General features: G+C 37.4%; 16 protein-coding genes. 13 read left to right on the top strand and 3 right to left on the bottom strand.

The window, feature by feature from the left end:
* The first annotated feature begins 22 nt into the window (after positions 1-22).
* Genes BUB91_RS14330 through BUB91_RS14340 form a run of 3 tightly spaced genes read left to right on the top strand, consistent with a single transcriptional unit; the run spans position 23 to position 3,224 of the window.
* Positions 23-1,084: an MraY family glycosyltransferase gene (locus tag BUB91_RS14330; RefSeq protein WP_128759363.1), complete on the top strand. Its 1,062-nt coding sequence runs from the start codon at positions 23-25 to the stop codon at positions 1,082-1,084.
* Positions 1,084-2,223, top strand: coding sequence for an aminotransferase class I/II-fold pyridoxal phosphate-dependent enzyme (locus BUB91_RS14335; RefSeq protein ID WP_073099980.1), 1,140 nt, complete (start codon positions 1,084-1,086; stop codon positions 2,221-2,223). Before BUB91_RS14330 ends, BUB91_RS14335 begins: the two co-directional genes overlap by 1 nt.
* Positions 2,223-3,224, top strand: coding sequence for a polysaccharide biosynthesis protein (locus tag BUB91_RS14340; protein WP_073099981.1), 1,002 nt, complete (start codon positions 2,223-2,225; stop codon positions 3,222-3,224). The genes BUB91_RS14335 and BUB91_RS14340 overlap by 1 nt, the downstream gene beginning before the upstream one ends.
* Positions 3,225-3,227: 3 nt before the next feature.
* Here the strand turns inward: BUB91_RS14340 and BUB91_RS14345 are convergent, their stop codons facing one another.
* Positions 3,228-3,968 carry a tyrosine-protein phosphatase gene (locus tag BUB91_RS14345; RefSeq protein ID WP_073099982.1) on the bottom strand — a complete coding sequence of 247 codons (741 nt, stop codon included), beginning with the start codon at positions 3,966-3,968 and terminating at the stop codon, positions 3,228-3,230.
* Positions 3,969-4,073: 105 nt separating this feature from the next.
* On the opposite strand from BUB91_RS14345, the gene BUB91_RS14350 reads away from it, so the two are divergent.
* From BUB91_RS14350 to BUB91_RS14385, 8 genes are all read left to right on the top strand, one after another.
* A complete protein-coding gene (locus BUB91_RS14350) occupies positions 4,074-6,899 on the top strand; it encodes a helix-turn-helix and ligand-binding sensor domain-containing protein (RefSeq protein ID WP_083557955.1) in 2,826 nt (941 codons plus the stop codon).
* Between the two features lie 249 nt (positions 6,900-7,148).
* Positions 7,149-10,184 (top strand): SusC/RagA family TonB-linked outer membrane protein, encoded by a 3,036-nt coding sequence (locus BUB91_RS14355; RefSeq protein WP_073099983.1) that lies wholly within the window; start codon positions 7,149-7,151, stop codon positions 10,182-10,184.
* A 10-nt stretch (positions 10,185-10,194) separates the two neighbouring features.
* Positions 10,195-11,673, top strand: a complete 1,479-nt coding sequence (locus tag BUB91_RS14360) for a RagB/SusD family nutrient uptake outer membrane protein (protein WP_073099984.1) — start codon at positions 10,195-10,197, stop codon at positions 11,671-11,673.
* Positions 11,674-11,687: 14 nt separating this feature from the next.
* On the top strand, positions 11,688-13,301 hold the full coding sequence (locus BUB91_RS14365; protein WP_073099985.1) for a CIA30 family protein: 1,614 nt from the start codon (positions 11,688-11,690) through the stop codon (positions 13,299-13,301).
* Between the two features lie 20 nt (positions 13,302-13,321).
* The gene (locus tag BUB91_RS14370; protein ID WP_073099986.1) at positions 13,322-14,968 is read left to right on the top strand and encodes a family 16 glycosylhydrolase; all 1,647 of its coding nucleotides are present in this window, start codon (positions 13,322-13,324) and stop codon (positions 14,966-14,968) included.
* A 2-nt stretch (positions 14,969-14,970) separates the two neighbouring features.
* Complete coding sequence (bglX, locus tag BUB91_RS14375; protein WP_073099987.1) at positions 14,971-17,256, top strand: beta-glucosidase BglX; 2,286 nt, start codon at positions 14,971-14,973, stop codon at positions 17,254-17,256.
* A gap of 19 nt (positions 17,257-17,275) precedes the next feature.
* Positions 17,276-18,010 (top strand): glycoside hydrolase family 16 protein, encoded by a 735-nt coding sequence (locus BUB91_RS14380; RefSeq protein ID WP_073099988.1) that lies wholly within the window; start codon positions 17,276-17,278, stop codon positions 18,008-18,010.
* A gap of 111 nt (positions 18,011-18,121) precedes the next feature.
* A complete protein-coding gene (locus BUB91_RS14385; RefSeq protein WP_073099989.1) occupies positions 18,122-19,678 on the top strand; it encodes an NAD(P)/FAD-dependent oxidoreductase in 1,557 nt (518 codons plus the stop codon).
* A gap of 58 nt (positions 19,679-19,736) precedes the next feature.
* On the opposite strand, the gene BUB91_RS14390 is transcribed toward BUB91_RS14385, so the two are convergent.
* Together BUB91_RS14390 and BUB91_RS14395 are read right to left on the bottom strand one after the other, a co-directional pair.
* Positions 19,737-19,949 (bottom strand): hypothetical protein, encoded by a 213-nt coding sequence (locus BUB91_RS14390; protein WP_073099990.1) that lies wholly within the window; start codon positions 19,947-19,949, stop codon positions 19,737-19,739.
* 138 nt (positions 19,950-20,087) lie between these two features.
* Complete coding sequence (locus BUB91_RS14395; protein WP_073099991.1) at positions 20,088-20,498, bottom strand: hypothetical protein; 411 nt, start codon at positions 20,496-20,498, stop codon at positions 20,088-20,090.
* Positions 20,499-20,785: 287 nt separating this feature from the next.
* Here BUB91_RS14395 and BUB91_RS14400 point away from each other — a divergent pair, with 287 nt between their 5' ends.
* Both BUB91_RS14400 and BUB91_RS14405 read left to right on the top strand, forming a co-directional pair.
* Complete coding sequence (locus BUB91_RS14400; RefSeq protein ID WP_073099992.1) at positions 20,786-22,171, top strand: glycoside hydrolase family 28 protein; 1,386 nt, start codon at positions 20,786-20,788, stop codon at positions 22,169-22,171.
* 360 nt (positions 22,172-22,531) lie between these two features.
* Positions 22,532-24,172, top strand: coding sequence for a TldD/PmbA family protein (locus BUB91_RS14405; protein WP_073099993.1), 1,641 nt, complete (start codon positions 22,532-22,534; stop codon positions 24,170-24,172).
* Positions 24,173-24,178: the final 6 nt, after the last annotated feature.

The raw sequence follows: 24,178 nt of genomic DNA on the forward strand, positions 1-24,178 counted from the left end.
TTGAAAACCTAAATTCTCAGTAGTGCCACAATTGTTACTATATTTTTTACCGGCTTTGTTAGCATTTGCAATAACATTTGCAGTTGCAAAGCTGTTGTGTCAGCCAAAATTATCAAGCTATTTTATTGATGATACCGGTGGAAAAAAACTGCATAAAAAAGCTATTCCTGCTTCTGGAGGGATTGCATTGTTCATAGGTATAGTTATCACCGCTTTAATTTTTGAAGGAAGCTTTTTAATACAGAATCATTTATATGTGATTATAGGCTTTGCAGCGATGTTTCTGTTGGGACTTGTAGACGATTTAAAACCTTTAGGTTGGAGGAGTAAATTAGCACTTCAATTCGCGATTATTTTTTTTGTTGTTTTAATAGGAGATTTGCGTTTAGAATCGGTTATACTAGAGCATAGTTTCTACCAAATGCCTTATTATATAAGTGCAAGTATTTCGATATTTTTATTGTTATTTTTAACGAACGCATTCAATTTTATTGATGGCGTAGATGGCTTGGCAACAACTGTGGCGTTACTTTTTTTTCTGGGTTTACTTTATTTTCAGACTCCATTTTCCGGAATATTTTTAATGTGTGCAGCTGCTAGTTTATTTGCGTTTAGAAGGTTCAATAAAGAACCAGCGCAATTATTTATGGGAGATAGTGGTTCTTTATTTTTGGGTTTTATGTGTGCGGTATTTTGCATTCTTTTTCTAGAAGCAGATTTAGTTATTTCCAATATACGCTTGCAATCCTATCAGCAGCGTTTACCGGTTATGACAGGCTTATTTTGGTATCCTGTTTTTGATACTGCGCGCGTTTTGTTATTGCGTTTATATAAGCGTAAACCTCTTTTTAAACGTGATAAATTACACAGTTATTCAGCATTACTCAGATTAGGTTATAGCCATACTCAGATTGTAAGTTTGATTTTTCTAGTGACCTTAATTCTACTTGGAGGAGTTTTGTTTCTGGAACCTGTAATCGGTTTGTGGTTCTTTTTAATCCTTCAAATAATGGTGTTGCTTGCTCTTCACATATATTTAGATGTTCAGATTAGAAACTTTAAGAAAGAAACCAAGCGTAATTAATGCTTAAACCTTCTAAAATAGCACTTTCAGCACCACAGCTTGATGCGAATTCAGTTGCTGAGATTACACGCGCCATTGAGGGTAACTGGATTACAGCAGGTGGACCGTTTGTGACAAAATTTGAAAATTCACTTCAAGAAGTATTGGGTACAAAACGAGATATCGTGGCGCTAAATTCAGGCACTTCAGCTTTGCATTTGGCCTTGATTCTTGCCGGTGTTGAGGCGGGAGATTCTGTTTTGTGTCAGACCATGACATATGTTGCGACGGCTAATCCTATTGCTTATCTAGGCGCAAAACCCATTTTTATAGATAGCGAAAACGAAACCTACAATATGTGTCCTCAGGTTTTAGAAAATGCTATTGAATTACTAATCGAAAAAGGGGAGGAGCCTAAAGCTATAATTGTGGTGCATTCTTACGGAATACCGGCTAAAATTCAGCGTATTGCTAAAATCGCTAAGAAGCATAAGATTACTTTAATCGAAGATGCTGCCGAAGCTCTAGGGAGTAAAGTCAATGAGCAATATTGCGGACTTTTTGGGGATTATGGAATACTGTCTTTTAATGGGAATAAAATAATAACGGCTGGTGGTGGCGGAGCGTTGATTTGCAAAAAAACTAAAGATGCTGTAGAAGCCCGTCATTTGGCGAGTCAGGCAAAAGTGAGTGCATCTGGTTTTGAGCATGACAGCGTTGGTTATAATTATATCATGCCGGGAATCAATGCTGCTCTGGGGATTGCTCAACTGAAAACATTAAATGAACGCGTTGACGCAAAGCGGAAAATACACAAATTCTATACAGAAATATTTGCCGAACTTGATGAAGTTAATTTGTTTAAAGTTTCTGACATAGAGTTGTATTCAAATTATTGGCTGAATGTAATTCAATTTAAGGAAAGCGCATTGAAGAATCCCGAAGGACTTCGTGTATACATGGAAAAATTAGAAATTGAATCCCGATTTTTATGGAAGCCTTTGCACCTTCAGGGGATTTATTCCAATCAAAAATACTTTGGAAATACTACAGCAGTAGATTTCTGGAAGCAAAGTCTGTGCTTACCATCAGGAACCGGAATGACAGCTGATGAGCTTGATAGAATCAAAGATGCACTAATTGCTTATTTTTCGAATTGATGATGAGCGATAGGATTGATTTAAGTTTAGAAGTGATTTTAGTTACCGGAGCAGCTGGAAGTATCGGTCGCGAGTTGGGTTTAAATTTCGCTTCAAAAAATCCTGAACAACTCATTCTGGTTGATATTTCAGAAACAGGTTTATTCAATCTAATCGAAGAGCTTCAAGTAAATCATCCCAAAACGAATTTTATCTACTTTACAGAAAGTATATGTAATCCAGAGTTTCTTAATTTTCTATTTCAGAACTATAAAATCACATCGGTTTTTCACGCAGCGGCCTATAAACATGTTTCTTTAACGGAGCAGAATGTTTGTGCAGCGATTACAACTAATATTTATGGAGCAAAGCTGTTGATAGATAAGGCAACGACGGCTGGTGTAAGACGCTTCATATTTATTTCCACAGATAAAGCTGTAGACCCGGTAAGTGTGATGGGGCGAACTAAAAAAGTTGTAGAAGATTATTTGGTATTTAAACAAATAGAAAACAATCACATCCAAATTTGTACACTTAGACTGTGTAATGTTTATGGTTCTTCGGGGTCTGTGGTTCCTGTTTTTAAAAATCGAATAGCTTCAAATCTACCCCTTGAGATTAAAGGTCAAAATATAAAACGTGCATTTATAACTGTTGATGTAATAAATCAGATTGCAGATTGGCTTTTAGTTGTAGAAGATTGCGCAGGTATATTCATTCCAAAGAACCCTAAGGTTTTTACTATACTTGAAATCGCACATCAAGTGCTCAAAGAAACCGGAGTTACATCTGTTGAAGAATATCCAGTGCAGTTCATTCATTTGCCAAATTCTGAAAAACAGGAAGAATCTTTGAAAAATACTTCAGAGAAAGCAATTCAAATTGAAAGTTCCGAATTAATTCAAATTGAAAAAAAGAAAGCGCAACATTTCAATATCGAATTGTTAGAAGCGTGTCTTCTAGCAGCAAAATCTTATAAAAGAGATGAAGTTCAAAGTCTACTAAATAAGTTGTGTTACTAACAATTAAAAGCTAAAAGTAGCCGTGGTATTGCTGATTATTTTCTCTATAGACTGCTCATATTTTCCTGCAAATTTCACCTTTTTTAGATTATCTATATGACGCATATGGTGCGTATCTGTACCTATAAAATCGTACATATTTTCCGCTAAAAGGCGTAAAGCTGTTTTTGCGATACCAGGTCCGTAATAGCCACTGATTGAGAGCGCATTTAATTGAAATTTACAGATGCTTTTTAGTTCGGTATATGTGTCGTATTTGGCATGATAAAACGCATAACGTTCCGGGTGTGCTAGAACCGGTGTAAAGCCGGCGTTACCAATTTTAAATAAGATTTCTCTTAGATTTACGGGTGGTTGTAGGTAAGACATTTCTACTAAAACATAGTTGTCTTTTAATGGTAGAATTTGTTTGTTCTCTAATAGATCCACGAGACCGGAATCCATCATATATTCAGAAGATGATCTAATATTAAAATCATTTTGATTATTTTCTTTTAAAAAAGATTTTAAAGATTGTTCTGCGCCCAAAATAGTATCGGGAGTATTGGCATAAAAATCGCTCATAGTGTGCGGAGTACAGATCAAATCTGTAATACCAAATTCTTTAAACCCAGCTAAAAGTTTTAATGAATCTTCTGGCGTTTTTGCTCCATCGTCAATTCCGGGTAGTATATGATTGTGAATATCTGTAAATTTACCAAGCTTATTTACTAAGTATTTCTTTGAGCTGAAAATTGAGAGCATTAGGTTTTTAATTTTTTGCAAAATTAAGCATTCTAAACCGTACGTATAGCTAATATAAATATACAATATAATACTATTGAAGCTAATTGAGTAAATTGCTGTTCTATGTTTAGTTTTTTACGAGATCTGCAATTCTTGCTTTGTTTGGCTTTAGCTTTTTGGGCTATAAAATTTAATGCTCAAGAACTTCCTCCGATTCTAAACTTCACACCAGAAGATTATACTGCAGAGAACCAAAACTGGGCTGTTGCTCAGGGAGATCAAGATTTTATATACGTAGCAAACAATTCAGGACTGTTAGAGTATGACGGTGCAAAATGGAGCCTTTATAAATCTCCAAACAATACGATTTTACGATCAGTAACAGTTGTGGGTAATCGTATTTACACAGGAAGTTATATGGAATTTGGTTATTGGCAACATGCTAATACCGGCTTACTTGAATATACTTCATTGAGCGAGTCTTTAAAGAATTCACTAGTTGTAGATGAGCAGTTTTGGAATATTTTAGCCATAGACGATCTGGTGTTATTTCAATCTCTAAATAAAATTTATAGTTTCAATAATAATACACAAGAAGTTAAAATTTTTGATTCAGAATCTTCTATTACACAATCCTATTTAATTGATAAATCTGTTTATTTTCAGCAGGAAGGGCTGGGTTTGTTCCAATTGCAGAATGGTAATGCTGTTCTTGTTTCTGAAGCTCAACCTTTTTTAGAAAACATTGTTGTTTCCTTTTTTAAGAAAAACGAGAACTATATAGCTGTAACTCAAAAAAGCGGCATTTTTCAGTTAAATAATGGTAATCCAACTGTATGGAATAAGAACACAACTAATTATCTTTTAGACAAAACGATTTACACAGCTAAGAAGCTTACCGATGGTTCTATAATGTTGGGTACCATTTCTAGTGGATTGATTCACCTTTCTTCTGAAGGAGATATAATTTACCAGATTGATCAGAATTTAGGTTTAGGAAATAATACGGTTCTAAGTATTTTTGAAGATAAAAATGCTCACGTCTGGTTAGGATTAGATAACGGAATCAGCGTAATTAATACCAATACCGCTTTTAAAGTTTATACGGATAACGTGGGTAAGCTGGGGTCTGTATATGCAGCAGCTAGACATAAAGGCTACAGCTATTTAGGAACCAATCAAGGATTGTTTTACAAAAAAAATACAACTGTAAACGCTACCTATACTTTAATTTCAGAAACAAAAGGGCAAGTATGGAATTTAAATAAACTAGGAGATGATTTATTTTGCGGACATCACGAAGGTACTTTTTTAGTGAATGCTGATAAGGTTGAGAAGATAGCAGATAAACCCGGAACATGGAAAATTCAGTGGCTTGATGCTTCTAAAAATTTAGCTATTCAAGGAAATTATAATGGCTTGTATATCCTTGAGAAGTTAAATTCTAAATGGCAAATACGTAATAAGCTAACGGGTTTTGATATTTCCAGTCGCTATTTCGGGATTGCAGCAAATCAAACTATTTATGTAAATCACGAATATAAAGGGGTCTTTAAACTGAGAGCTAACGCAAATTATACAGAGATTATAAGTTATAATCTGGTTGAAGAACTTCCTAAGGGAGCCAAGTCAAGTTTAATCAGTTATCAAGATAAATTACTTTTTGCCTTTGAAGATGGAATTTATGTTTTAAAAGAGGGTGCAGAAAGCTTTGTAAAGGATACGATACTCAGTAACGGCTTTTTAGAAACTGCTAAATATACTTCCGGAAAATTAACTTATGATAGCATTAATGATAAACTGTGGGCTTTTAACGCACAGGAGATCATGTATTTTGAACCCGGGATACTTGCTGATGAATTAAAGGTACGGCGTATTGCGTTGCCTTCTAAGACGAGAAAAGATATTTCTGGATTTGAGAACATTACAGATTTTGGTGATGACACCTATCTTTTTGGTAATGCAACCGGCTATATTCTCTTTGATCTTGAAAAGTTAGATTTCAAGCCCTACACTATAACTCTAAGAACGATTCAAAATAAATCGCGTAAGGAGGAACAGAATTTTGTTGCACTAACAACTGCTGAACCTTTTAACTATAAGGATAACTCCTTTGTTTTTGATTACAGTGTAGCAGAATATGATAAGTTTCGGTCTGTGGTTTATCAATACCTTTTAGACGGAATGTATGAGGAGTGGTCTAGTTGGTCAACGGTTTCTCAAGCTACTTTTGAGAATTTGCCTCCGGGTGATTATGAGTTTAAAGTGCGGGCACGTATTGGAGATCAGATTTCAGAGAATATCGCTTCGTATCAGTTCAGTATAGCAAGACCCTGGTATTTATCTGTTGTAGCGATTGTGATTTACATTGTGTTGCTGATAGCATTATTTATTGCGATACAGATATACAATAGGAAATATTATCGCAAGCAAAAAGAAACACTTATTGAGACCAATCAAAGAAAACTGGAATTGGCCAACTATGAAAGTGAGCGGAAAATCATGAAGCTTCAAAATGAAAAGCTGCAACAAGATGTGGAAAGTAAAAACAGGGAGCTGGCAGCTTCTACGATGAATATTGTAAAAAAGAACGAGTTGCTGAATGCCATCAAGAAAGAATTGAAAGCAGATTCACAAGAGGAAGAATTAAAATCAGTTATCAAGATCATCGATAAAAACTTAAATCCTAAAAAGGATTGGGAATTCTTTAAAGAAGCTTTCAACAATGCAGACAAAGACTTCCTAAAGAAGATAAAAGAACTACATCCCAAGCTTACTCCAAATGATTTAAAACTTTGTGCATACTTAAGATTGAATCTTTCTTCTAAAGAAATCGCGCCGTTATTAAATATTTCGGTAAGAAGTGTGGAGATCAAAAGATATCGTTTGCGCAAAAAAATGGAGTTGGAGCACGAGGACGGACTTGTTGAGTATGTTTTAAGTATTTAGCCTACCTCATCATTTCTTAAAATAACCTATACATTACCTATACGAAAACGTTAGTAGTTTTGTTTTTAGTGTATTGTAGCCTATACAAAATTAAATTTAACGTTTCGCTTCAGGCCTTATTACGCAAGCGTTTTCGTTGTGTCTTGTCTCATTTAATCCTCTTAATTATAAGTTGTATATTTTTTGTTGAGGTGGCTTTTTAGATTTTAGGTCTTGTTAATTCTAGATTTGGTTTCCAAAATATAATTTATGAAATCAATATTATCCTTGATCTTATTCGGGTTGATCAGCACCGGACTTTTTAGTCAGACTGGCAATGCTATTCGCGTGACGGGTACGGTGACAGATGTGTCAGGAATGCCTCTTCCGGGAGTTAATGTAATTGTAAAAGGTACAACAACGGGTACAAGTACAGACTTTGACGGTTTATTTACATTAGACGTACCGGCTCAAAGCACACTTGTTTTTTCGTTCTTGGGTTTTCAAACTCAGGAGTTGGCTTTTAATAATACATCTGATTTATCTATACAAATGATAGAAGATGCCAGCACGCTTGATGAAGTAGTTGTTGTAGGTTATGGTACTCAAAAGAAAAAAGAAATTACAGGTGCAGTTAGCGTTGTAAGTTCTGAGACAATTGAGAATCAAAATCCGGTTCGTATAGAGCAGGCCCTACAAGGTAGAGTTGCAGGTGTAAATATCAGTTCTAACTCGGGTTCTCCGGGTAGTGCTTCTACGATATCTATACGGGGTATTTCTACTAATGGAGATAACAGACCTTTAATTCTAGTTGATGGTGCTGTGATCGAAGATTTGAGCGTTATCAATCCTAATGATATAGAGAGCATCAATGTTTTAAAAGATGCAACGGCTGGTATTTATGGTGTTCGTGCTGCAAACGGTGTTATTCTTATTACAACAAAAGGTGGTCGTAAAAATACAGACTTGCGCGTTGATATAGACTCTTATGTGGGGCTGCAAGAAACTACACGTAAGCTTCCGGTTCTGAATGCTACGGAATATGGCGCTATTATTAACGAGGCTTATGTAGCAGGAAACCAAGCTCCACCGTTTCCTAATCTGGCAAGTCTGGGACAAGGTACTAACTGGCAGGATGAGGTTTTTAGACAAGCTTTATTGTCTGATGTGAATGCTACAGTTTATGGTGGAGGAGAGAAATCTGCATATTCTGTTGGTGCTGGTTACTTAGATCAAGACGGTATTGTAGGTGGCGGTGCTGTGAACTTCAATCGTTTTACAGGAAGAGGAAGTTATAATCTGGATATTCTAGAAAATTTAAAACTTTCAACCACGGCAATCTACACGCGTTCTAACCGAAAAACACTTTCCGAAAATGCTTTAGGTTCGGTATTATTTAATGCTGTGAACATGGCGCCTACTTTTAATGTGCGAGATCAAAATGGTGATTTTACTATTGCAAATGGTTTAGGTAACGAGGTTATTAATCCAATTGCGCAAATAGCAAATACATTTAATTCTAACGAAGTAGATAAGATTACCGGAACTGTTGGACTTTCATACAGTTTCTGGGATCATTTTACAGCAGAATCTCGTTATCAGTTTAACTATTCTGAAGTTCGTGGGCGTAGTTTCTTACCGGCAGGATTGAATTTTGGTGACGGTAAAGTGTTTAACAACTTGGGAGTTAATCAATATTTTGTGGATGATAGCTTCTTCAGAGATTATACGTTTGATAACTTTTTAACCTATAAAAATACGTTTGCAGACAATCATAACCTTACAATTCTGTTGGGTATGTCTGCATTCAAGACTAGTGGAGAATTTTACAATTTTACAGGTCGTGATGTTCCCGGAAGCACCTTTGAAGAAGCTAGTTTAGAAGGAGCAGGAGAAGTAATTGATTCTCGTGACATAAGCGGTCCAAATGAATTTGATCAGCGCTTACTTTCCTATTTTACACGTGTTCAGTACAACTACAAAGAACGTTATTTACTTTCTGCTGTGGTGCGACGTGATGGTTCCTCAAACTTCGGACCTCAAAATAAATTCGGTTATTTTCCCTCAGCTTCTATCGGTTGGGTAGTAAGTGATGAGCCTTTCTACGGAAGTAGCGATGTATTAAGTTTTTTTAAAATGAGAGCGAGTTACGGGATTTTAGGTAATGACCGTATTGGAGCCTTTGGATTTATTTCTACTTTAAATGCTGAAGGAACTTACGTTTTTGATAACGAGTTGGTAAACGGTGTTGCTGCAGGGCAACTTTCTAACCCGGAAATTAAATGGGAACGTCAAAAGACTTTTGATGTAGGTTTTGATTCGCGTCTGTTTAACAATAAAATTGATCTTACTGTAGATTATTTCAAACGTCGTACTGACGATTTATTACTGGTGCCTCAAGTGTCTGGAATTCTGGGTGTTTATGCGCCGGGAGCAGGAGCGCCAATTGTTAATGCAGGAAGCGTAGAGAATAGCGGTTTTGAATTTTCGATCTCTTATGATGAATATATAAGTGATGATGCTAGTTTCAATCTAAGCTACAATTTTACAACACTCAAAAATGAAGTGCTTGCTGTAGGTAATGAAAGTGGATTTATTCCCGGCGGAAGTTTTGGTTTCGGTCAGGAAGCTCCGGCACGTATGGAGGCTGGTTTCCCAATAGGATATTTCTACGGCTTACAAACCAACGGAATTTTTCAATCTCAGGCAGAAGTTGATGCGCATGCGACACAAGCAGATGCAACACTGGGAGACTTAAGATATGTAGATCAGAATAATGACGGAGTGATTGATGGTGATGATCATATCAATATAGGAGATCCTATTCCAGATGTGACAATGGGTCTTAATCTAGGGTTTAATTATAAGAATTTTGACTTCACGGCGTATGCTTTTGCTTCCATAGGTAATGATATCGTACGCTCGTATGATCGTAATCAGAACCTTACGAATAAGACTAATTATGTGCTAGACCGTTGGACGGGACCAGGATCTACAAATGCGTATCCTCGAGTTACCATTGGTCCTAATTCTAACTTACTATTTTCAGACTTTTATGTTGAAGACGGGTCGTATTTAAGACTTCAAAATGTGCAGTTAGGATATAGTTTAGGTAGTGACGTTTTAGACCAGTTAGGGATTAGAAAACTGCGTTTTTATATAGCTGTAACTAATGCGTTTACACTTTCAGAATATAACGGATATGATCCTTCTGCGTCATCTGGAGCACCAATTGGCGGCGGAATTGACCAAGGTTTTTATCCGGTGCCAAGAACCTACACAGCAGGAATGAACTTCAAATTTTAATAGAAGAGCGATGAAAAAAATAAAAATACATTTAGGGTTTATTGCGATGCTAGCTTCAGCAGTATTTGTGGCTTGTGGCGATGACTTTGTTGAAGTTGACCCTATAAACGAAAATTCTGAAGACTTTTTTAATTCAGAAGAAGATTATCAGGAAGCATTAGTAGGAGCTTATGATTTATTACAAGCGACTTATTTAAATGTAATGCTTGGTGAGATAGCGTCAGATAATACGTTATCTGGTGGCGAAAGTGCTACAGATTCTCCCGGAATTCAACAAATAGATAATATGATGCATACTCCGGTAAATCAGCAGTTGCGTGATCTCTGGGGTTGGATGTTTGCCGGTGTAAACAGAGCAAATTATATATTAGAATTTCAAGATAAAACAGATTTTTCAGGGAAAGATCAGGTTATTGCTCAAGCTCGTTTTTTGAGAGCGTACTATTATTTTGAATTGGTAAAATGGTTTGGCGATGTTCCATTAGCGGTAGATCAGCGTTTGCTTTTTGGTGATCAATTCAATGTAGATCGCACACCTAAAGCTGAAGTTTATGCACAAATAGAGCAAGATTTAATTTTTGCTGCGGAAACGCTTCCGGCTACTCAAGCAGAGCAAGGTCGTATTACCAGTGGTGCTGCACAAGCACTTTTAGGTAAAGTCTATTTATACCAAGAGAAATTTACTGAAGCTGCAAGTGCTTTAGACCAAGTAATAGCAGGTCCTTATGATTTGGTAACTGACTATTCAACCATTTTTGAATTAGAAGGAGAGAACAGTGTAGAATCTGTTTTTGAAGTTCAGTATACAGATAAAGAAGGAGCAGGTTTTGGTTGTTTACAGTGTAGTGAAGGTAATGTAGCTGTAGGTTTCAACGGAATCAGAAATTACTCAGGACCTCTTTTTGATAGTGGATTTAGTTTTAACGTTCCTGTTCAGGAAGCCTATGATGCTTTTGAACCTGGTGATATGCGTAGAGATATCGCGATTCTTAATATAGAAGAATTTGCAGCAGCTAATGGAGCTACGTACAACGAGGGGTATAAGCATACCGGTTTTTATAACAGAAAGTATATCGCTCGCAAAGGTGATGCTAACTTAGGTGATGCGAATCTTACCAATCCTAACAACTACCGTTCTATACGTTTTGCAGATGTACTACTTATGGCGGCTGAAGCGCATAATCGTAAGGCAAACCCTAACGCTGGTTTAGCTCAGCAATATTTAAACCGCGTACGCAGAAGAGCTTTTGGTGATACTGATCATGATATCACTGCTTCAGGAGCTGCTTTAACTGATTTTATTTATGATGAAAGAAGGTTGGAGTTAGTAGGAGAGGGGCATCGCTTTTTTGACTTAGTACGTACCGGAAGAGCGGCACAAAACATAGACGGTTTTACGTCAAATAAAAATGAAGTTTTCCCTATACCTGCGATAGAAATTGAACTTGCCGGAAACCGTTGGGAACAAAATCAAGGATACACTAATTAATACACTACGATACGATGAAAATTTTAAAATTACTAGTAGCATTTTTAGCGGTAGTTACTGTTTTTACAGGTTGTGAAGATGATGTCATTACAAATTATGCATTTCAAGATATTTCTGCGCCTCAAAATTTGACTGCGAATTTTGACATTGCTCAAGATGATTCAGGAATGCTGATTATTACTCCTGCTGGAGAAGGGGCTTCTACATTTACCATTTATTATGGGGCAGAAGGTTCAGAGCCGGAAACCATAAATGCGGGAGAAACTGCTTCTTATACCTATGCAGAGGGAGAATATTTGGTACGTATTGTAGCAACAGGTTCTACTGGTCTTACAAGTGAATATTCTCAATTAGTGACTATCTCTTTTAGAGCACCAGAAAACTTAGTTCTAACTGTAGATCAGTCGGCAGCTAATCCTTCTAATGTTGTTGTTTCAGCAGAAGCAGATTTTGTCACTTTATTTGATGTTTATTTCGGTGATGAAACAACTGAAGATCCTGTTCAGTTTATGCCAGGTGAAAGTGTTTCTCATGAATATGAAGAATTGGGAGATTATACGATACGTATAATTGCAAAAGGTGCTGGTGTGGCTACTACAGAAACAACTGAAGTAATTACGGTATACGAAGTAACGTCACCTCTTGAAGGAGCTCCAAATCCAACAGAAAAAGCAGCATCTGTTATTTCTTTATTTTCTGGTGTATATAGTGAAATAGAAATGAGAACTTGGCGTACAGACTGGTCTCAAGCAAGCTTAACAGATATAGATATAGATGGAAATGCAACTAAACAATATGACGAACTAAGTTTTGTAGGTGTTGAACCTGTAAGTCCTATTGATGCATCATCGATGACGCATTTTAATATTGATGTTTGGACAGGAACAGCAACACAACTACGTATAAAGTTAGTAGATTTTGGATCAGACGGTGGTTTTGACGGGGGCGATGACTCCGAACATGAGGTTACCTTAAATTTAGATAATGGCGATTTTGTACAAGGTTCTTGGGTTTCTTTAGATCTTCCGCTTAGTGCTTTTACAGGTCTTAATGGACGTGAACATATAGCACAATTAATATATTCAGCAGGTCCTGCCGGTGCAGCTACCGTGTATGTAGACAATGTATATTTTTATGATGAAAATTACATGTCGTTAACAACACCAGATACGGCAGCAACAGTTCCATCTGCTGATGCAGGTTCAGTATTTTCAGTATTCAGTGATTCTTATACAGATCCTACAGGAGTAAATTATTATCCTAATTGGGGACAATCTACTTCTTATGAGCAAATAGATCTTAGTGGGAATGCAGCAATTAAATATGGTAATGCTAATTATCAAGGAGTTGATATTGGAGAAGAGGTAGATGCTTCCGCTTATAGCTTTGTTCACATAGATGTTTGGTCAGCAGATTATACAACTATCCCGTTTTTTATAATCGATACTTCTGGTGAGCGTTCTGTAACCCTAGAAGTTAAGCCAGAGCAGTGGACGAGTATTGATATTCCACTTTCAGCATTTACAGACCAAGGCATATCTATCAACAATATATTCCAGTTTAAGTTTGATGTCCAGCACAATACTGGTGGAGTATTTTATATAGACAATTTATACTTCCATAACTAGGAATTAAATAGCAAAATATTATGAAAAAGCTAATTCAAATGGCATCCTATTGCTTCATACTGTTTACGGTATTAAGCTGTCAGGATGATGACAATACATTAGAGCAAATACAGGTTCCTCAAAACTTAGAAGTTGCGATGGATGTGACTGATGATGGGTCGGGTAATGTGACGTTTACTGCTTCTGCAGATAACGCGGTTACCTATCGGTTCTCATTTCCTGACGAATCTACAACGGTTGCTCCCAGTGGAGTTTACACCAAGCGTTTTACAAAAACAGGTCTGAATACGTATCAGGTAACTGTATTGGCTTACGGGCAAGCTGGTGTGAGCAGTTCTAGGTTAGTTGAGGTTACGGTTGAAAGTGATTTCTCTGATCCTGATGCCATCGAGTTATTAACGGGTGGTGATTCTAAAACTTGGTATTGGGCAGCAGATGTACCTAACCATTTAGGAGTGGGACCTAATAACGATAATGAGAACGAGAATTACTTCTGGGCATTCTTTTCATTTACAGATCCTTTTGCTTTAGCAGCAAATCCTGCAGCGTCTTGTGCTTATGATGATGAGTTTATTTTTAGCACTTCTAATGGTGAAAATCTAACCTACGAGTACGATAATAAAGGCGCGTCTTTTTTCAACAGAAGTTATGCCAGCGTTGTTGGTGGGCAATCTCCAGATGATAGCTGTTATGAGTTTGATACTTCAGGCGAAAAAGCGGTTACATTGGCTCCTTCTGAGTCTGTTGTAGCTCCAGAACGCAAGCGTGGTACGGTAATGACGCTTGGCGATGATGGTTTTGTGGGGTATTACATTGGCACAAATGAATATGAGATAATGTCACTTACCGAAAACCGTATGCTTTTAAGAGCAGTTCAAGGAAATGATCAAGGATTAGCTTGGTATGTAATCTTAACTTCTCAAAAACCGGTGCAGGACTCTGGACCGCAAGAGGAAGAAGATGATTTTCCAAATTTAGTTTGGTCAGACGAGTTTGATACAGATGGAGCACCTGATGTTTCAAATTGGACGTATGATTTAGGCAATGGTGATGCCGGCTGGGGTAATAGTGAATTACAGTATTATACAGACCGTTCAGAAAATGTAATTGTTGAAGATGGATTACTAAAGATAACCGCTCAACGTGAAGCATTCAACGGATTTAATTTTACATCAGCACGTTTAAAGTCTGAAGGTTTACAAGAGTTTACTTATGGGCGTTTTGAGATCAGAGCAAAATTACCTCAGGGAGTAGGAACGTGGCCTGCAATCTGGATGTTGGGTGCAGATTATATGACTAATCCTTGGCCGGGAGCTGGTGAAATCGATATTATGGAACACGTAGGTCGTAACCAGAATGAAGTTTTATCTACACTGCATTTACCGGGAAATTCGGGTGCAAATGGTATTTCTGAAGAAACAACGGTACCTACTGCTTCAACAGAATTTCATGTGTATACAGCAGAATGGACCGAGACACAAATTCGTTTTTATGTAGATGATGAGGTTTACCACATTTTTGAAAATAACGATAGTACACCTTTTAATAAGGATTTCTTTATGATCCTTAATGTAGCAATGGGTGGTAATCTTGGTGGAGATGTTGAAGCTTCTTTTCAAGAATCTATGATGGAAGTAGATTACGTACGGGTTTATCAAAGAGATTAGTCATGAACATTCAATATTTGAAAATAGCGCTGTGTCTGGTAGTTACACCTGTATTCCAGATGACGGCGCAAACCAAAGGTATTAATGATCTAGACCTGGTTGTTGAGCATAAGATTGATTCTATTATAGAGTTAATGACTGTGAAAGAAAAAGTAGGTCAAATGGTGCAATACAACGGTAGTTTTGATGTTACCGGTATACCATCTGACATAGATTCTAAAACAAAACTTGAAAAACTGAAGAATGGTGAAGTAGGTTCTATGCTTAATGTTCTTACTGCAAAAGCGACTCGCGAAGCACAACAAGTAGTAATGGAGAATTCTCGTTTGAAGATTCCGTTACTTTTTGGTTACGATGTAATCCATGGGTACAAAACCATGTTTCCGGTGCCTTTAGGTGAAAGTGCAAGTTGGGATCTAGAAGCAATACAGTTGAGTGCGAGTATTGCTGCAAAAGAAACTGCAGCAGCTGGAGTACATTGGACGTTCGCACCTATGATAGATGTTTCTCGCGACGCACGCTGGGGACGCATTATGGAGGGTGCCGGAGAAGATCCGTATTTAAATAGTGTGATAGGTGTTGCCCGCATTAATGGTTTTCAAGGAGGAAACTTGGATGATATCGCTACAATAGCAGCCTGTGCCAAGCATTTTGCCGGTTATGGTTTTGCGGAAGCAGGAAGAGATTACAACACGGTAAACGTGGGCGAATCTGAATTGCAAAATGCTATTTTAATGCCTTTTAAGGCTGCTTCAGAAGCAGGTGTGGCTACATTTATGAATAGTTTTAATGAGATTGATGGTGTGCCTGCTACAGCTTCTTCTCATTTACAACGTGATATTTTGAAAGGCGAATGGGACTATAAAGGTTTTATGGTTTCTGACTGGGGATCTATCGCAGAATTAATTCCACATGGTTTTGCAAAAGATAAAATGCAAGCCGGAGAATTAGCAGTTGTTGCCGGAAGTGATATGGACATGGAAGGTCGCGTGTACGAGGAAGCTTTAGAACCTCTTGTTAGTCAAAGTAAGATAGACGAAACTTTATTGGATGCTGCTGTCCGTAGAATTTTACGTGTAAAATTTCATTTGGGTTTATTTGAAGATCCCTATAAGTACAGTGATGCTAAACGGGAGAAAGAAGTTTTACTCGCACCAGAACATTTAGTAGCTGCTCGTGATATCGCTCGTAAATCTATTGTATTGCTGAAAAATGAAAACGAGGTTTTACCTTTAAAGAAAGATGTAAAAAGCATCGCAGTTATCGGTCCGTTAGCAGATGATAAAGATTCTCCTTTAGGAAACTGGCGTGCGCAGGCTAATAAGAATTCAGCAGTTTCAGTTTTAGAAGGAATTAAGAAGGCTGTTGGTTCAGCTACTACAATCAATTATGCTAAAGGAGCCGATTTAGGTATGGGTGAGCGTAGCTTTCTAATGCCCTTAAAAATTAACGAGGCTGATAAATCTGGATTAACAGAAGCCGTTGAAGCTGCTGAAAATTCAGAGGTTGTGGTTATGGTTTTAGGAGAGGATGCTTTTCAAACCGGGGAAGGACGCAGCCAGACAGGGATTAAGTTACGCGGTGTTCAGCAAGATTTACTTGATGCAGTTTCAGAAATTAACAGCAACATTGTTTTGATTTTAATGAACGGGCGTCCGTTAGATTTAAGCAAGCCTAATGAGCAGGTTTCTGCTATTTTAGAAACCTGGTTTTTAGGTTCAGAAGCAGGTAATGCAATTGCAGATGTGCTTTTTGGAGCTTACAATCCGTCTGGGAAATTACCGGTTTCTTTTCCGCGTAATGTGGGGCAGGAGCCTTTGTATTACAATCAGAAAAATACCGGGAGACCTTTTAGTGATATGGTAACGTATTCCGGATATCAGGATGGTTCTCGAGAGGGGTTGTTTCCGTTTGGTTACGGGTTGAGTTATACCACTTTTGAATATGGAAAGCTTCAGCTGAGTGCAGAAGAGTTTTCAGGAGATGCAACTATCGAACTTTCTGTAGAAGTTACAAATACCGGAAAGGTTGCTGGTAAAGAAACGATTCAACTTTACATTCACGATCTATTTGCCAGTCGCACACGACCGGTAAAAGAACTTCGTGATTTCCGTCAGATTACTTTAGAACCGGGAGCATCAAAAACGGTAAACTTCACCATTTCGCCTAAAACATTAGAGTTTTATACAGCAAATAAAATGTGGGAAGCAGAAGCTGGTGAGTTTGAAGTTATGGTGGGAAGCAATTCTGTTGATTTACAAAAAGTAACTTTTCAATACAAAAACTAATGAAAAACCTCTTTTTACTTTGGTAGTATTAAGCTCATGCAAAGCACAACAGCCACAATTGGTCTGGTCAGATGAGTTTAATGGTGAAGAATTAGATCTTACCGCCTGGAATTTTGAACTAGGAGACGGTTGTCCTAACCTTTGCGGTTGGGGAAATAACGAGCGCCAGATATATACTAAAGAAAACCATAGATTAGAAGACGGCAAGTTGATTATTACCGCCAAAAAAGAGGGGGACAGGTATACTTCTACGCGTATTACAACACAAAGAAAACATGAGTTTCAATATGGTAGAATGGAAGCTCGTGCAAAACTAGCAATAGGACAGGGAATCTGGCCGGCTTTCTGGATGCTGGGTACTGACATCAAGCAAGTGGGATGGCCTGCAAGCGGTGAAATTGATATTTTAGAATATGTAGGAAGAGAAGAGGATATGGTGTATACCACATTGCATGTTCCTGCTGGTCATGGTGATAGTGCTTTTAGTAAAAAAACAAAATTTGAAGCTATTGAAGAGGGGTATCATACCTACGCAGCAGAATGGTCTCCAGAACAAATTGAATTTTTTGTAGATGATCAATCGGTATTTATTTACAGTCCTGAAGATAAAACTAACGAGGTTTGGCCATTTGATCAGCCTTTCTATTTCATAATCAATATGGCAATTGGGGGAAACTTTGGAGGTCCTGAAGTTGACGATCGTATTTTTCCGCAGGAGTTTAGTATTGATTATGTAAGAGTTTATAAGCTGTAAGTCTTAGTTTAATTTTTGGATTGATTATTATTTAAAAGGTTCTGTTGGTAAGACAGAGCCTTTTTTGGGTTTCTGCCAAATCTATTTAAATAGAAAGTATATTTGCAGTCTATGAGTATACTTACCTTAATTACCATCAGACCCGAATTACTCGAGGAACGGGATTATATTTTGAAACAGGCTTTACAAAAAGCTAGAGTAAAGCCGAGTATGGTTTCAGACTGGCGTATTAGAAAACGTTCTATTGATGCTCGTAATAAACCGGTAAAACTCCAGTTACAGATTGAGATTTGGCAAACGGGAGAGGAAAGAAAAAGCCTGAATGCTTTTATTTCTCAAGATGTCTCTCAAGCTCCTCAAATTGCAATAATTGGTGCTGGCCCTTCCGGACTTTACGCAGCTTTACGTGCAATTGAAGCTGGTCTAAAGCCTATAGTTTTTGAGCGAGGAAAAGATGCGCGTGAACGTCGGCGTGATTTGGCTAAAATCAATAAAGATCAAATCGTAAATCCGGAGTCTAATTATTGTTTTGGCGAAGGTGGTGCCGGTACTTATTCTGACGGAAAACTCTATACCCGATCTAAAAAACGCGGTAACGTTTTAAAAGGGCTGGAATGGTTGGTTCATTTTGGGGCAGATGAAGATATATTAGTTGATGCACATCCACATATAGGTACTAATAAGTTGCCTAAAGTAATAACGGCAATGCGTGAAGCTATAATTGAAGCCGGAGGAGCGGTGCATTTTAATGCTAAACTGACCGATTTAATTATTGAAAATAAAGCCATTAAGGGAATCGTTATAAATGAAGCAGATCATTTTGCTTTTGATGAGGTAGTATTGGCAACAGGGCATTCGGCACGTGATATTTTTTACTTGTTGCACGATAAAGGAGTCAAGATTGAAGCAAAACCCTTTGCGCTTGGTGTGCGTATAGAACATCAGCAAGAAGTCATTAATTACATTCAGTATCACGGGGAGACTGATAATCCTTATTTACCTCCGGCAGCCTATAGTCTGGTAGAACAAGTTGATGGAATGGGCGTATATTCTTTCTGTATGTGCCCCGGAGGAATTATTGCGCCTTGTGCAACGGCTCAGGATGAGGTAGTGACCAATGGGTGGAGCCCAAGTAAACGCAATAATCCGTATGCAAACTCAGGAATTGTGGTAAGTGTTGAGCCCAAAGATTTACCCAATTATACGCCCGAAGATCCCTTTGTAAGTCTAAATTTTCAGAAATCCGTGGAGCATGCGTGTTGGGTTTTCGGCGGAAAAACGCAGCAAGTTCCTGCACAACGTATGACTGATTTTGTAAAAGGAAGAATTTCAGATGATTTTCCTAAAACTTCCTACCAACCTGGAATTGTAAGTGCAGATCTAAATATAGTTTTGCCAGATTTAATTGCTTCACGGTTGAAAAAAGCATTTGTGATCTTCGGAAAGAAAATGCCAGGCTACCTATCTAAAGATGCCGTTTTACATGCTCCGGAAAGCCGTACTTCTTCACCGGTTTCTATTCCGCGTAATTCTGAGACTTTAGAACATGTAGAGATCAGTGGGCTCTATCCTTGTGGAGAAGGGGCAGGTTATGCCGGCGGAATTATGTCTGCAGCTATTGATGGTATCAACTGTGTAGATGCAATAGCTAAAAAGTATATATCCTAAAAAAGCAAAGCCTCGCTTTTGCGAGGCTTTGAATTGAATTTCGTAAGTTTAAGACTTATTATTCAGCTTGAGGAGCAGGTACAGCAGTGCTGTCAACTACAACTTCAGCAGGAGTTTCAACAGGAGCTTCTTCAACCGGAGCCTCAGGAGTTACTTCTTCCATAGAAGTTTCTTCCATTGACTCTTCAGTTGATTCTTGAGCAGACTCTCTGCAAGAAAAAACAGTGATCATTAAACTCAAAGCGAAACCAGCTAAAATATTGCGTTTCATAAATAAAGATTTATTGCGTTAAAAATGCGGGCGAATGTACTTCAAATATGAATACGTGTAACATGACCTATGCTGATTTTTTAATAAATTTCAGTAAAAATCTCAAAGAGCTGAAACTGGCTTGAAATCAGTGTTTTATTAAGCGTAATAATTTGCTAGAGATGACATTCTTAATGCTAATACTTTATTTAAATTTCCGTTTTCCTGCCCTCCGTAAATTTTGTTCAATTGTAAGAGTGAATAATTTTTTACAAGTTGTTTTGAAATAATTCTTCTAGATTTTTTTAAACTCGCAATATTTATATTCAGCGATTGCGTATTTATATCATAGGTAATTGATTGTCTTTTAAAGGGATTCCAATACGTTTTTATATAAACATTATAATTTGTTTGATGAATTGTATTTAATAATGTTTTAATATGTTCACTTTCTTCTTCAGAAAGGTTGCTCATCAAATGATTCTGAAAAAAAGTGCTATTTAGAACCTCTGTTGTTCTCCTGACAGCACTACAGATTAGTTGGTTTTCACCTTCGTAAACTAAATTCATGGGCTTAGATTTTTGTTAGTTATTATTTATAAGTCAAGGAATTCAAATGTTTGAGTGCTTATTTATAAACTTACTTTTTTAGAAATTAAGTTATAGAAGAGTTCTTAATTATTAGATATTCTGTCATTAAAAAACGATGAAAATCAATATTTGCATTTAAAAAACTTGTGAAAATCATTAAATATTAAGAGTTGATATTGATAAACATCAAGTCAGGCAGGGCGGAGCAGGATGAATAGATCATTGAAACTCATTATTTTTCAAAATCGTATCTAACAATTTCAATAATGAAAAAACTATTCACAGCTTTCCTGATTTTTTTTATGCTTATCAATTCTTCTTGCAAGCAAAAAGATTCAAAACCTCAAAATCAAAAGATTGCTTTACATACGGAAGAAGTCAATACACCTTTTGGGAATTTTGAGGTTAAATCTCCTGTTTTTAAAAATACACCTCAATTTTTGATAACTGATTTTGGTGCTGAAAAAGGAGATAAAATAAAAACTACTAAAGCGATAGCAGCTGCGATTGATTCTGCAAATGCAATAGGTGCGGGTACCGTAATTGTACCTCAAGGAGAGTGGTTAACTGGCAAAATTCATTTTAAGAGCAATGTAAACTTACACCTTGAGGAAGGTGCAAGGCTTTTGTTTTCTGAAGATCCTCAGGATTACCTTCCTGCCGTATTGAGCACCTGGGAAGGCATGGAATGCTACAATTATTCTCCGCTTATTTATGCTTACGAGTGTGAGAATATAGCCATTACAGGTAAAGGAACTTTAAAAGCAAAAATGGATACTTGGGAAGTTTGGTTTGCAAGACCTTCCGGTCATATGCAAAACTTAAAACGCTTGTATGAGATGGCTTCAAAAGATGTACCTGTTGAAAAGCGACAAATGGTTAATGATTCCGCAAATTTCAGGCCGCAGTTCATTCAGTTTAATCGCTGTAAAAATGTGCTGCTTGAAGGGGTTTCCATAAAGGATAGTCCATTTTGGGTGATTCACCCGTATTTATCTTCAGATGTTACGATACGTAACGTGAATGTATTCGCACACGGGCATAATAATGATGGTGTTGATCCGGAGATGAGCCAAAATGTTTTGATTGAAGATTGTGTTTTTGATCAGGGTGATGATGCAATAGCTGTTAAAGCCGGCCGTAACCAAGACGCATGGCGCCTCAATACGCCGGTTAAAAATGTGGTGATTCGTAATTGTCTGGTTAAAAACGGGCACCAACTTCTTGCAATAGGTAGCGAACTTTCAGGAGGTGTTGAGAATGTTTTTATGGAAAATTGTGAAGTGGAACCTAATGCGAAACTCAACCATCTACTTTTTATAAAAACTAATGAACGCCGAGGTGGATATGTAAAGAATATCTATATGGAAAATATCAAGGCAGGTCGCATAGATAAAGGTGTTCTGGGCGTAGAAACAGATGTGCTTTATCAATGGCGTGATTTAGTGCCAACATACGAACGAAGATTGACGCAAATTGAAGATGTATATATGACCAATGTCACGGCTACTAATGTTGATTTTGTATCTCGAATTTTAGGAGATGCTGAAATGCCAATTAAAAATATCGAATTGAAAAATGTTAAGGTAGATTCCATAAGAGATCAAGAACTCATTCACGAAAATGTTACTGGTTTTAGCAGAAATGAATGATAAGCAGATTAGGATTAATAAATTTTATAAGTCCGAAGTATAACACAATACTTTGGATTTTTCATTTTTACATATTCTTAACTTTTGACCTTACAATTTCATATATCTCAATACTCCTATGTTGATATTGTCAAATTTATATTTGATTAAATTGACTAATGTTTTTCTGTTTTAGAAGTGTTAAAATTTTAAGTTTTTAAGACTATTTTAAGAGGTCTCTTGTTTTTAATCAATTAGCTTAGAGCCTATCCTTTCAGGTCTTATCTTAAACAGTGCTGTGAAAAATCCATATTTGTTTAGAAAACATTAAGATTCGGTTTTAAGGATATAGCATTCATTAATCAAAACCTACCTTTTTTTATGAAAAGAAGAAACTTTGTTCAACTCACCGGTCTTGGAACAGGGGCGTTAATGCTTCCTGTCTCGATGATGGGTAATGACATTGCTCCTGAAGCTTTGTTAGAACCCGGTCTGGATCTATTTACTAAAAAATCCTTGGCAGATGTAGCATTAAATACTGCCCGTTCTCTAGGCGCTTCTTATGCTGATGCACGAATAGGGCGTTACCTCAATCAATATGTCTTTACTCGAGAGGACAAAGTGCAGAATGTAGTAAATACCGAGTCTTTTGGGATCGGTGTTCGCGTGATTGCAAATGGGACTTGGGGGTTTGCATCAACAAATGATGTGACTGATGCCGGTATTAAAAAAGCTACGCAGCAAGCTGTTGCTATTGCAAAAGCAAATTCAAAAATTCAAACAGATCCTGTTGTTCTTGCTCCGGTTGAAGCTCACGGCGAAGTGAGTTGGAAAACACCGTTAAAAAAAGACTTTAGAGAAGTGCCGGTTTCTGAGAAAGTAGAACTCTTGCTGGATGCAAATGCTGCTGCGATGAATGCGGGAGCAAACTTTGTGAATTCAGCTTTATTTATGGTAAATGAGCAAAAATACTTTGCATCTACAGATGGTTCTTATATAGATCAAGACATTCACCGTATTTGGCCCACCTTTGGTGTCACTGCCATTGACCGTGAAGCAGGTAAATTTAAATCACGCCAGGCGATGAGTGCACCTATGGGTATGGGATATGAATATATGGATGGCCTTGAAAGTGAAAAGCTAATGAGTCCGGCAGGATTCAATCTGTATCGTAACAATTATGACATTATAGAAGATGCAACCACTGCGGCAAAACAGGCTAAAGAAATGCTTACGGCAGAGACTGTACAACCCGGTAAATATGATTTGATTTTAGAGCCTAACCATCTTGGATTAACCATTCACGAATCGGTAGGGCACCCGCTGGAGCTTGACCGAGTTTTGGGATACGAAGCAAATTATGCAGGAACCAGTTTTGCAACTTTAGATAAATGGAAAGCCGGAGATTTTAAATACGGTAGTGACCTTGTAAACATCGTTGCCGATAAAACACAACCGCATTCGTTGGGTGCTGTGGGCTATGATGATGAAGGGGTGAAGACTAAGAAATGGGATTTGATTCGCAATGGAATCTTAGTTAATTACGAAGCGATTCGGGATCAGGTAAGTATTTTAGATCAGAATGAATCTCATGGATGTTGTTATGCACAAAGCTGGAATGATGTTCAGTTTCAGCGTATGCCAAACATATCTCTTGAAGCAGGAAAAGAACCTTATTCTGTTGAAGAAATGATTAAGGACGTAGAAAAAGGAATTTATATTGCTGGCCGCGGAAGCTATTCTATAGATCAGCAACGCTACAATTTTCAGTTTGGCGGTACGGTATTCTACGAGATAAAAGAGGGTAAAATTGTGGGTATGCTCAATGATGTAGCCTATCAATCTAACACGCAAGAATTTTGGAATTCTTGTGCGAAAATTTGTGATGAAGGTGACTACAGGTTGTTTGGGTCTTTCTTTGACGGCAAAGGCCAGCCCTCGCAGGTAAGTGCTGTTTCTCACGGTAGTTCTACAACGCGTTTTGACGGTGTAAATGTTATCAATACAGGAAGAGCTGTTTAATCTTTT

The sequence above is a fragment of the Leeuwenhoekiella marinoflava DSM 3653 genome (assembly GCF_900129005.1).
Taxonomy (GTDB): domain Bacteria; phylum Bacteroidota; class Bacteroidia; order Flavobacteriales; family Flavobacteriaceae; genus Leeuwenhoekiella; species Leeuwenhoekiella marinoflava.